The following is a 12071-nucleotide window of genomic DNA, read 5'->3' as shown; positions in this document are numbered from 1 at the left end:
TATAAAATTAAGAGTGGAAATTGTCTTGCAACTAATAACAGAAAAAAATATATCAAAAATGATTATTTATGTTTTTATAATAATCATGTCTTCAATGATTTTTATGATTTCATATTTTTATGTAAAAAATACAAATAAAAATTTTGAATTGCAAATGGATAAATATGTAAATGAGTATTATAATAATCAAAAAGCGATATTAAAAAAACAAGTTGAAACTGTTATTGATATTTTAAATTATAATATCACACAAGAGAACAAAACAGAAGAAGCTATTAAAAAAGAAGCAATTAGATTATTAAATAATATCTCTTTCCAAGAAAAAAGAAGTGATTATTTTTTTGTATATGAAATACAAAATATGAATGGTGGAGATGGTTTTGCAAAAATGATTGTTAATCCAAATAGACCTGATTTATTAGGAAAGTTAATCTCTACAAAATATGAAGATGCTGATGGAAAAAAGTTTAGAGAAGAGTTCATGAATAGCATTAGGAAAAAAGGTGACTCTTTTAATCAATATGCATATAAAAAACCAAAATCAAATGAAATAAAGCAAAAAGTATCTTACTTTAAATTATATAATCATTGGAATTGGGTTATTTCAATAGGAGTTTATACAGATGATATAGAAAAAGAGATTGCATTAAAAAGAAAAGATTTAAAGCAAAGAGTAAAAACACAAGTAGTACAAAATATATTAGTTTTTTTACTCTTTCTTACTATAGCAATAGTCTTATCAATTTTAGTTTCAGAAAAAATAGATGATGTTTTACAAAACTATCAAAATAAAGTAAAAGCTAAATCTAAAGAGCTAATGCAATTAAATCAAAACTTAGAAAAGAAAGTAAAAGAAGAGGTAAATAAAAATAGAGAACATGAGCAACTTCTTGTTCAAAAATCAAGATTTATTGCTTTAGGTGAGATGATTTCAAATATAGCACATCAATGGAGACAACCACTTTCAGAGTTATCATCTATTTTGATGTTTATAAAGTTTAAATATAGCATGAATGGTTTAGATGAAAAAACAATGCAACAAAAATCACAAGAAGCTGAAAAAGTTATTGATTATATGTCTCATACTATTGATGATTTTAGAAACTTTTTTATGCCTAAAAAAGATAAAGAGACTTTTTTACTAAATAGTGCAGTGGAGTCTGTTATTACGATTTTATCAAGTGCTTTAAGTAGTAATAAAATAAAAATAACTATAAACATAGATAAAAATCTAAAAATTAATACATATTTAAATGAGTTTGAGCAAGTAGTATTAAATCTACTTTCAAATGCAAAAGATGTACTTATTTTAAATAAAATAGATAAACCAAATATAAAGATTTTTGCAAGAGAGAATGAAAATGATATAAGTCTTTTTATTCATGATAATGGAAAAGGTATAAAAGTAGAACCAATTGAAAAAATCTTTGAGCCTTATTTTACTACAAAAAGTGATAGTGATGGAACAGGAATAGGACTTTATATGTCAAAAATCATTATAGAAAAAAATATAAAAGGTAAGTTAAAAGTTGAAAATATAAATGATGGGGCAAGATTTGAAATAGTTGTTCCTAAAAAATAGATCTATTCTTTATCTTTATTTTTTAATTGATCTTCTTTTTTCTTTGTTAAATATGCAAGTAATAATACAACTAAAGCAATAACACTAAAGCTTATTGCTTCATTTAAAAATGTTTCCATTTAATTTGCCTTTTCTAAATAAAAAAAGCAAGAGATAACTCTTGCTTTTTTTTAATGTTATTTAAATATAAGTTTACTATTATCCAAACATTAGGTTTGGTAGCCATAATGCAACTTGAGGAATATATGTAGTAATTATCAGTCCCACTAAGATTGTTAAAGTCCAAGGGAAAGCTGCAACAATTACATCTTTGATTGACATACCTGTAAGTCCACTAGTAACAAACAGGTTTAACCCAACTGGTGGGGACACCATACCTAATTCCATATTAATAGTAATTACAATACCAAAATGAATTGGATCAATTCCAAGAGCAACTGCTACTGGAAGTAAAAGTGGTACCATAATCATAATAATTGCACTTGGTTCCATAAATGAACCTGCTAAAATTAGTAATAAGTTAACCATAAGTAAGAACATATATTTGTTTACATTTGCTTCAATTAATGCTTCTGTAATTGCTTGAGGAATATTCTCAATTGTTAAAAAATGTGCAAATAACATAGCATTGGCAATAATAAACATAATCATAGCAGTAGTTTTTGCTGATTCTAATGCTGTCATATAAAGTTCGCTGATTTTTATATCTCTATAAATAAATACAGATACAAAAAATGCCCACATACAAGCAACTGCTGCTGCTTCTGTTGGTGTAAAGATACCTCCATAGATACCACCTATTACAATAACAATTGTCATAAGACCCCATGCAGCATCTTTCATTTTACTTAATCGCACTCTAAAAGGTTGTGGCTCTTCTCTTTTAAAGCCTAATCTTCTAGCACCAATATAAGTTACAACCATCATCATAATACCAAGCATAACCCCAGGAACAACACCTGCCATAAATAGTTTCCCAATAGAAACTTCTGCTGTTACACCATATACAATTAGTACAATTGATGGTGGAATTAAAATCCCTAATGAACCTGCTGTTGCAATAGTACCAACTGCATATCTTTTAGGATATCCAGCTTGCATAATTGCACCAAACATAATAGAACCAATAGCAACAACTGTTGCTGGTGAACTTCCTGATACCGCTGCAAAAATAATTGATGCAAAAATTGCAGAGATTGGTAAACCACCTGGTAAGTGTCCTACAATTGATTTTGCAAATTCAATAATTCTTTGTGCAGCACTACCTTTACTTAATAAGTTACCTGCAAAAATAAACATTGGTATTGCCATAAGTGAATAATGTTCAATCTTATCAAACATCATTGAAGAAATTTCAATAGGTGAAATTGGTGTAAATAAAACTAATGTAACAAATGTTGCAGCACCTAAACAAATAGCAATTGGAGTACCTAAAATAACTAGGAAGAAAAATATACCAAATAATACAGCTACACTCATAGCATTCCTCCTGTTTTTTTCTCAACTTCTTTAACCATTTTATTTAAGTTCTTCACGTTTTCATTATCCTTATGCTCTTTTGCACCCATACCCATGTCAGCTAGTACATGTTCAGCTTCACTCTCTTTTAAGATTTTTTCATGACTTGTACTTAAAATTGCATGAATTCTCTCAGCAACTCTATATGCACCAAATGCAAAAGATACTGGTATAACCAAATATACTATCCACATTGGCATATCCCATAAATCAATAGATTTTTCATCTAATTCAATTACAAGTAATAGATATTTATATCCAAAATATGATACTGCACATAAAAAGACAAATGTTATAAAATGTGATATTACAAGCATAATTTTTGCAATTCTTGATGGTACAACATCTAAAACAATAGTAACAGCAATATGCGCATCTTTTTTGAAGCAGTAAGCGGCTGCAAAAAACACACTCCATAAAAATGAAAAAATTGTTAATTCTGTTGCCCAAGAAAATGAAGCATCAAATAAATACCTAGCTATAACATTGACAAATGCTACAGTAACCCCAGTAATGATTCCCATTACTGCGATTTTTTGATTTATATGACCTATTATTTTGCTAATAACATTAAATAAAGTCATAATAAACTATTCCGTTGCTAACGTTTTCTTAATTAGATCTTCACCAATAACATCTTTGTCATAGAAGTCTGGATAAATTTTGCTTACTGCATTTTTCCAAGCATCTCTTTGCTCTTGTGTTAATGTAAAGATTTCTAATTTTCCAGTTTCTTTAGCATACTCTTTAATTAAGTTGAATTGTTCTGTATTTAAATCTTCTGCGTACTCTCTCTCTTTTTCAGTAGCTTCTTTGATTGCTTGCTCAACATTTGCTTGTAATTCTGGTGATAAAGAGTTCCAGAATTTTTCACTCATTACAACTAAGTAACCTAAATAACCATGGTTAGAAATAGTTAAATATTTTTGTACTTCATGAAACTTTTTAGTGTAGATATTTGAAATTGGGTTTTCAGCCGCATCAATAACACCTTGTTGTAAAGCAGAATATACTTCAGAAAATGGCATCATTTGAGGATTTCCTCCAACTGCATGGAATTGTGCTTCTAAAACTTTTGAAGACATAATTCTAAATTTTTGACCAGCTGCATCTTCTGGTAATAAAATAGGTTTTACAGATGATGAAAATTGTTTAAAGTGATTATCCCAAAACGATAATGCTTTATATCCCTTATCTGTTACCATATCTTTAAGTGCAGTACCTACTTCACCATCTTGTACTCTGTGTAAGTGGTCGATATCTTTAAATAAAAATGGTAAATCAAATAAAGCTAATTGAGGAACTATTTTACCAAATTTTGAAAAACTTGGTGCAGCCATTTGAACTGAATCTAGTTTCAGTGCTTTTAATACTGAATTATCATTATATAATTGAGAAGATGGGTAAACTTGAACATCAATTTGACCATTTGTTAACTCTTCTAATCTTTTTTCAAAATAATCAGCTGCTTTACCTTTTGGTGTATTAGCACTTACAACATGAGAAAACTTAAGTGTATAAGTTTGTTTACTTGTTTCTCCTGAAGCTTTAGCTTCTTTTGAGTCACCTTTGTTGTCACCACAACCTGTAAAAAATAATGCTGATGCAACAACAGCACTAGATACTATACCTTTCATGATTTTTGTCATTTTTACTCCTTGATTTTGTTAAACAGAAAATTATAATGTAAAATTATGTACTTATTATGTAAAAAATAGCAAATTTTAAAATTTCTCTTTTAAAATTAGTCAAGATACCAAAATATAGATATTTGAGCATATGTTAATTATGTAAAAAATCAAGAAAAATAGCATGAAAATAGCAATAAGTCTAAAAATTATATTATTATTAATTAGAACTTAAAAATAGAAACTAAAAATTGATAAAAAAAGGAAATAATTATTTTATTTTTTTGAATAAAGAGTAAAATATTTTGTTTAAAATATAAAATTTAATGAAAATTATTAGGTTACCTCTATGTAACCACATTTTATGCAACAAATTTAAGCTTAATAACTGCTTATGTATGATTTTTAACCATTTTTTAAATATTGTTTAGATATATTATTAAACTTTTAATAAGGGATGAAATAATTATACTATATTAATAAAAAGGAAAATGATGGGTTCTAACTTAGACTTATTAACATCTTTTAAAGATAACTGTGGTTTTGGTTTATTAGCACATTTGAAAAATAAGCCTAGCCATAATAATTTAGAAGATGCTATCACTTCGCTAGAAAGAATGATGCACAGAGGTGCAGTAGCAGCGGATGGAAAAACAGGAGATGGATCTGGGTTACTTCTTTCAATGCCAGATTATTTTATGAGAAAAGTTACTAGTGAACATGGTATTGATTTACCAGAAACTTACGCTGTAGCTATGATTTTTACTAAAGACTCAAAAGATATTGATGTATTTAAAGAGTTCTGTGAAAATAATGACTTAAAAGTACTTATGACAAGAGAAGTACCAGTAGATACTAATGCACTTGGACAACAAGCTTTAAATACTTTACCAACTATTTTTCAAGTATTTGTAACACCAAGTACATTAATGTCATCAAAAAGATTTGAAGCGATGCTATACTTAACAAGAAAAGAGTGTGAGCATAAATTAAAAGATAAAAAAGATTTTTATATCCCTACATTTTCTTCAAAAGTTATTGCGTATAAAGGGCTTGTTATGCCTACGCATATTAAGCATTTTTATGTTGATTTAAGAGATGAAGATTTTAAAATCTCATTTGCTTTATTTCATCAAAGATTTTCAACTAATACACTTCCTCAATGGAAATTGGCTCAGCCTTTTAGAACAATTGCACATAATGGAGAGATTAACTCTGTTGAAGCAAATAGATTTAGTGTAGAAATTAAATCTGAAAATATCAAATCTGAAATTTTTACAGATGAAGAGATAAAAAGAATTTTACCTATTTTACAAGAAGGAAGTTCAGATTCTGCTTCTTTGGATAATATGTTTGAATTTATGGTAGCAAATGGAGTGGATTTTTTCAAAGCTGCAAGAAGTTTAATTCCAGCACCTTGGCAAAATTCTCCACACATGGACTCTGATTTAAGAGCATTTTATGAATATACAGCAGCTGCTATGGAAGCTTGGGATGGACCAGCTGCTGTTTCATTAACTGATGGAAGACATATTGGTTGTTTAATTGATAGAAATGGATTAAGACCATCTAAGTATGTAATTACAAAAGATGAAAAACTTTATATAACTTCTGAATATGGTACTTTAGATATTGATGAAGAGATGATACTAGAAAGAGGAAGATTACAATCAGGACAGATGATTGGAGTTGATCTTAAGTATGGAAAGATATTAAAAGAGAATGATATAAATGATTATTTAAAATCATCTCAAAACTATTCAAAATGGCTAAATAGTGGTATGAAATATCTACAAGAATATATAGATGAGTCATTTTTAGAGTGGGGTGATTATAAAGTTGAAGAACTTGAAAAAAGACAAAAATACTTTAATATTACTTATGAAGCAATAGATCAAATTATAGAGCCAATGGCAAAAGATGGTAAAGAACCTGTAGGTTCTATGGGTGATGATACTCCAATTGCTGCATTTTCTAAAGTAAATAGAAATTTCACAGATTTCTTTAGACAAAAATTTGCACAAGTTACAAACCCTCCTATAGATCCATACAGAGAAAAAGTAGTAATGTCTTTAGAAACAGGATTTGGAAGACTTCATAACTTTTTAGATGAAAAAGTAGAGTTTGCAAAAAGATTAAAAGTTTCAAGTCCAATTTTAATGAAAGAGAAATATGATATTTTATACTCATTTGGAAATTCAAAATCTCCTAGATATGATGAGTATTATAAAAATAGATCTTTTAGTACAACTTTTACGAATGATTTAGAAGCAAGTTTAAAAGAGCTTGGAGTAAAAATAGTAAATGCAGTAAAAGAGGATAAAATAACAGTAGTTATTTTAGATGATAGAGAAGTTAGCAAATCAAAAAAACTTATTCCTATGGCCATGGCTGTTGGTTATATAAATCAACTTTTACTAAAAGAGGGTGTTAGACACTGTGTTTGTTTAGTTTCTGTTACAGGTGAAGTTTATGATCCTCATATGGCAGCTGTATTATTAGGTTTTGGAGTAACTGCTATTTATCCATATATGATGTATGCAACAGTAGTTGGTTTATATGAAAGAAAAAATATCTTAAAATATGAGATGCAAAGACTTCTTAAAAATACTCAAAAATCATTGGATGCTGGTTTATTAAAAATCATGTCTAAAATGGGTATTTCTACAGTAGCTAGTTATAGAAACTCTGCATTGTTTGATGTTATTGGATTATCTGATAAAATTGTATCTGAGTGTTTTGAAGGTGCTCATAGTGAATTAGCAGGTCTTTGTTATTTAGATATTGAAAAAAGAGTAGAAAAGTCTCATTATAATGCATATTATGATAATCATCATATTTTTCCACTTGACTTAGGTGGTTTTTACAAATATGTTGATGGTGGAGAGTATCATGATTATGGTCCTAAAACTACTGCTGCTATGCATAATAAAAATGCCACAAAAAAAGAAGAAATATCTGATTTTGATAGTTTAAAAAAATTAGTTCAAACTAGAGATAAAAAATTTATTAGAGACTTCTTGGAGTTTAATTCTGATAGAGAATCTATAGATATATCAGAAGTAGAATCAAAAGAGAATATATTTAAAAGATTTGCAAGTGCTGCTATGTCTTGTGGTTCTATATCTCCAGAAGCACATGAAGCAATTGCACAAGCTATGAATACAATTGGTGGTGCTTCTAATTCAGGCGAGGGTGGAGAAGATCCAAAAAGATTTAATACTTTAAAAAATTCTAAAATTAAACAAGTAGCTTCAGGTAGATTTGGTGTTACACCTGGATATTTAGTAAGTGCTCAAGAATTGCAAATAAAAGTTGCACAAGGTGCAAAACCAGGTGAGGGTGGACAACTTCCAGGGCATAAGGTAACTCCTTTAATTGCAACACTTAGACATACAGTACCTGGTGTTACATTGATTTCACCTCCTCCACATCATGATATTTATTCAATTGAAGATTTGGCACAATTAATATTTGATTTAAAACAAATTAATCCAGGAGCAAAAATTACAGTAAAACTTGTTTCTTCTATTGGTGTTGGAACTATTGCAGCAGGTGTTGCAAAAGCATATGCTGATAAGATTATTATCTCAGGTGGAGATGGAGGAACAGGAGCTGCTCCTATGAGTTCAATTAAACATGCAGGTAATCCTTGGGAAATTGGGCTTTCAGAAGCACATAATGCTTTAAAGGCAAATCATTTAAGAGAGTTTGTACATGTTCAAACAGATGGGGGACTTAAAACTGGACTTGATGTTGTAAAAGCTGCATTATTAGGTGCAGAATCTTATGCCTTTGGTACAGCAGCACTTACATTACTTGGATGTAAAATTTTAAGAATTTGTCATACAAATAAATGTTCTGTAGGTGTTGCGACACAAGATGAAGATTTAAGAACTCATTTTACAGGAACAGTAGAGAGATTAATTTCATATTTTAATTTTGTTGCACAAGAAGTAAGAGAGATTCTTGCAAAACTTGGTTATAAAACAATGGAAGAGATTATAGGTAGAAGTGATTTACTAAAAGTAATTGATGATGAGTTTGCTAAAAAATTCGATTTTCAAAATATATTAAGAAGAGTTGATGGAATTAATACTTGTCAAAAAGATTCAAATGAGCCATTTGATAAAAATAAGTTCGAAAAAGAGATATTAAAAAAAGTTCATAGAGCAATTGAAAAACCAACTTTAAAAGTAAAAGTTAGTGAACAAATTTGTAATTTAAATAGAAGTTTTGGTGCATTAATCTCAGGAGAAATCGCAAAATATTATGGTGATGAGGGCTTACCTCAAGATACAATTAATATTAATTTAAAAGGAATTGCTGGTCAGTCATTTGGTGCATTTTTAAGTAAAGGTATGAACTTACATTTAGAAGGCGCTGCTAATGATTATGTTGGTAAAGGAATGAATGGTGGTAAAATAATAATTACTCCACTACATCAAGGTAAAGACTTTGCTGGAATTGGTAATACTTGTTTATATGGTGCTACTGGTGGACAACTATATGTAAGAGCAACGGCTGGTGAAAGATTTGCTGTTAGAAACTCTGGTTGTATTGCAGTTGTTGAAGGAACTGGTGATAATGCTTGTGAGTATATGACAGGTGGTATTGCAGTAATTCTTGGACCAACTGGAATTAATTTTGGTGCAGGTATGACAGGTGGTTTAGCATTTGTATATGATGATCAAAAAGCATTTGTTGATAACATGAATCAAGAGTTAATTGAAGCAGTTAGAATTGATACAGATGATACAGAAAGAGAAAGATTATATTTGAAAAGATTATTGGTAGATTATTTAAATGAAACAGCAAGTGAAAAAGCTGAATCAATTTTAGATAATTTTAGAGCAGAAATTAGAAATTTCTGGTTGGTTAAACCTAAAAATATGACGGTATTGCCACTAGATCCTGAGAATGGAGATTAAGATGTTAAATTTTACAAAATTTGAAAGAGTTAATCCTAATAAAAGAGATGTTTTACAAAGATTAAAAGATTTTGACGAAGTATATGAGGTGTTTGAAAAAAACAAAGCAAAAGAGCAATCAGATAGATGTATGCAGTGTGGAGATCCATACTGTCACTCAAAATGCCCTTTACATAACTTTATTCCAGCTTGGCTTAAACAAACAGCTGAAAAGAACTTGGAGTTGGCTTTTGCTTTATCAAATGAGACTTCTCCTTTTCCTGAAATTTTAGGAAAAATTTGTCCTCATGATGTTTTATGTGAGGGTGATTGTTCTTTAAATACAGGACATGGTGCTGTATCAATTGGTGCAGTTGAAACACATATAAATGAACAAGCTTTTGCAAAAGGTATGAAGCCTAAATTTGCACCTATTAACTTAAATAAAAAAGTAGCAATTATTGGTTCTGGGCCTGCTGGAATTTCAGCAGCTACTTTTTTACTTAGAAAAGGAATTGCTGTTGAAATGTTTGAAAGAGATGATAGAGCAGGTGGACTTTTAACTTATGGAATTCCAGGCTTTAAACTTGATAAAAGTTCAGTAGAAAGAAGAATCAATTGGCTTTTAGAAGCTGGAATGAGACTTCATGTAAATTGTGAAATTGGTAAAGATAAAACAATAGATGATTTAGAAAAAGAGTTTGATGCAATCTTTTTAGGAATTGGAGCAACTGAAGGGAAAATGGCTAAAATTGAAGGTGAAGATGCACCAAATGTTCATTTAGCAATTGATTTTTTAAAGAAGATACAAAAAAGAAATTTTGGACAAGAAGTTGAAGATTTTATTGATGTTTCTGATAAAAATGTAGTTGTTATTGGTGGTGGAGATACTGCTATGGACTGTGTTAGAACTTCTGTTAGAGAAAGAGCAAAATCTGTAAAATGTCTTTATAGAAGAGATGAAGCAAATATGCCAGGAAGTAAAAAAGAAGTTGTTAATGCCAAAGAAGAAGGTGTTGAATATATCTTTAATGCTTCTCCTAAAGCTATAAAACTAAAAAATAATAAAGCTGTTGCAATTGAAGTTCAAAAAACAGCTTTAAGTGAACCTGATGAAACAGGAAGACAAAAAGTAAAAATTGTTGAGGGAAGTGAATATCTTGAAGAAGCTGATGTTGTTATTATGGCATTAGGTTTTTCTCCTGAGGTTCCTAAATTTTTAAAAGAAGCAAAAGTTGATACTAATTCATGGGGTGGAATTGAAGTAAACGAAAAATACCAAACTTCAAATGAAAAGTATTTTGCTGGTGGGGATTGCCAAAGAGGTGCACACTTAGCAGTAACAGCAGCAGCTGATGGAAGAGAAGCTGCAAAAGAGATTATCAAAGCATTATCATAATATGAATGCTTTTATTCAAGATTGCATAAAAGCAAATAAACAGATATATGAGTATATACATACTCATATGTCTTCTACTGATATAAAAACTACTGGAAATATTGGTTTTGGAGGGGATGATAGCTTAACTATTGATTTAAAAGCTGAATCTATTTTTATAAACCATTTGAATAAGTATGGAAATATCTACTCAGAAGAGAGTGGCTATATATCTTCAAATAAAAAAACAAACATAATAATTGACCCAATTGATGGAAGTGATAACTTAGCTTCAAATTTACCTTATTATGGGACATCAGTCGCATTAGAAGAAAATAATAAAATAATAGCAGCTGTAATTTGTAATCTAGCTACTGGAATAATAAGTTATAAAACTAAAGATAGTGGTATTGAAAAACTTGAATTAAAAACATTAAAACCAATAAATAATTTTAAAATAGAAAATAGCAAATTTGGAGTTTTTGAAAGAGCTTATACTCATCCTAAGCTTTGTCAAAAACTTTTTAATAAAAATATAAAATATAGAAGTTTAGGAGCTATTGCATTATCTTTATGTGATGCTAGAAACTATAAATTTGTTCTATTTCATGGTAGTTTAAGGCAGTTTGATATTGCAGCAGGAGTTTTTATGTGTGAAGAGTTAAATCTTTATCAAAACGATGAATTCTTAATTGTGGCTAAAAGTATCTATGATTTTAATCTAATTAAAGATACTATTAATAAACTTTAGGTTATAAATCCAAGATTAATTATTTTAACTTAGGATTTAGGTACGTAAATGTCTTTAATTATAACAGATGAATGTATTGCATGTGATGCATGTAGAGATGAGTGTCCAAACTACGCGATAGAAGAGGGTGATCCAATATATATTATTGATCCAGATAGATGTACTGAGTGTGTTGGTCATTATGAAGAGCCATCATGTATTGAAGTTTGTCCTGTTGATTGTATTATTGTAGATTCTGATAATCAAGAAACAATGGAAGAATTAAGATTTAAATTCGAACAATTACAAGAAGAAGAGCTATAAA

General features: G+C 29.2%; 8 protein-coding genes. 5 read left to right on the top strand and 3 right to left on the bottom strand.

Going from position 1 to position 12071, the window contains the following annotated elements; translation table 11 throughout:
- The first annotated feature begins 25 nt into the window (after positions 1-25).
- Positions 26-1582, top strand: coding sequence for a cache domain-containing protein (locus tag ACAN_RS09905; RefSeq protein WP_099334431.1), 1557 nt, complete (start codon positions 26-28; stop codon positions 1580-1582).
- A 198-nt stretch (positions 1583-1780) separates the two neighbouring features.
- On the opposite strand, the gene ACAN_RS09900 is transcribed toward ACAN_RS09905, so the two are convergent.
- Genes ACAN_RS09900 through ACAN_RS09890 form a run of 3 tightly spaced genes read right to left on the bottom strand, consistent with a single transcriptional unit; the run spans position 1781 to position 4749 of the window.
- Positions 1781-3061 carry a TRAP transporter large permease gene (locus tag ACAN_RS09900; protein WP_099334430.1) on the bottom strand — a complete coding sequence of 427 codons (1281 nt, stop codon included), beginning with the start codon at positions 3059-3061 and terminating at the stop codon, positions 1781-1783.
- Positions 3058-3684 (bottom strand): TRAP transporter small permease, encoded by a 627-nt coding sequence (locus ACAN_RS09895; protein ID WP_099334429.1) that lies wholly within the window; start codon positions 3682-3684, stop codon positions 3058-3060. Before ACAN_RS09895 ends, ACAN_RS09900 begins: the two co-directional genes overlap by 4 nt.
- A gap of 6 nt (positions 3685-3690) precedes the next feature.
- Positions 3691-4749: a TRAP transporter substrate-binding protein gene (locus ACAN_RS09890; RefSeq protein ID WP_191287711.1), complete on the bottom strand. Its 1059-nt coding sequence runs from the start codon at positions 4747-4749 to the stop codon at positions 3691-3693.
- 473 nt (positions 4750-5222) lie between these two features.
- Between ACAN_RS09890 and gltB the strand changes: the two genes are divergently transcribed.
- Genes gltB through ACAN_RS09870 form a run of 4 tightly spaced genes read left to right on the top strand, consistent with a single transcriptional unit; the run spans position 5223 to position 12070 of the window.
- On the top strand, positions 5223-9659 hold the full coding sequence (gene gltB / locus ACAN_RS09885) for a glutamate synthase large subunit (protein ID WP_099334428.1): 4437 nt from the start codon (positions 5223-5225) through the stop codon (positions 9657-9659).
- Position 9660: 1 nt separating this feature from the next.
- The gene (locus tag ACAN_RS09880; protein ID WP_099334427.1) at positions 9661-11037 is read left to right on the top strand and encodes a glutamate synthase subunit beta; all 1377 of its coding nucleotides are present in this window, start codon (positions 9661-9663) and stop codon (positions 11035-11037) included.
- A gap of 1 nt (position 11038) precedes the next feature.
- Positions 11039-11767, top strand: a complete 729-nt coding sequence (locus tag ACAN_RS09875; RefSeq protein WP_170233031.1) for an inositol monophosphatase family protein — start codon at positions 11039-11041, stop codon at positions 11765-11767.
- Between the two features lie 48 nt (positions 11768-11815).
- Positions 11816-12070 (top strand): YfhL family 4Fe-4S dicluster ferredoxin, encoded by a 255-nt coding sequence (locus ACAN_RS09870; protein ID WP_079580094.1) that lies wholly within the window; start codon positions 11816-11818, stop codon positions 12068-12070.
- Position 12071 lies beyond the last annotated feature (1 nt).

It is taken from the genome of Malaciobacter canalis (genome assembly GCF_008000835.1).
GTDB lineage: Bacteria > Campylobacterota > Campylobacteria > Campylobacterales > Arcobacteraceae > Malaciobacter > Malaciobacter canalis.
This window is presented reverse-complemented; position numbering and strand designations above follow the sequence as displayed.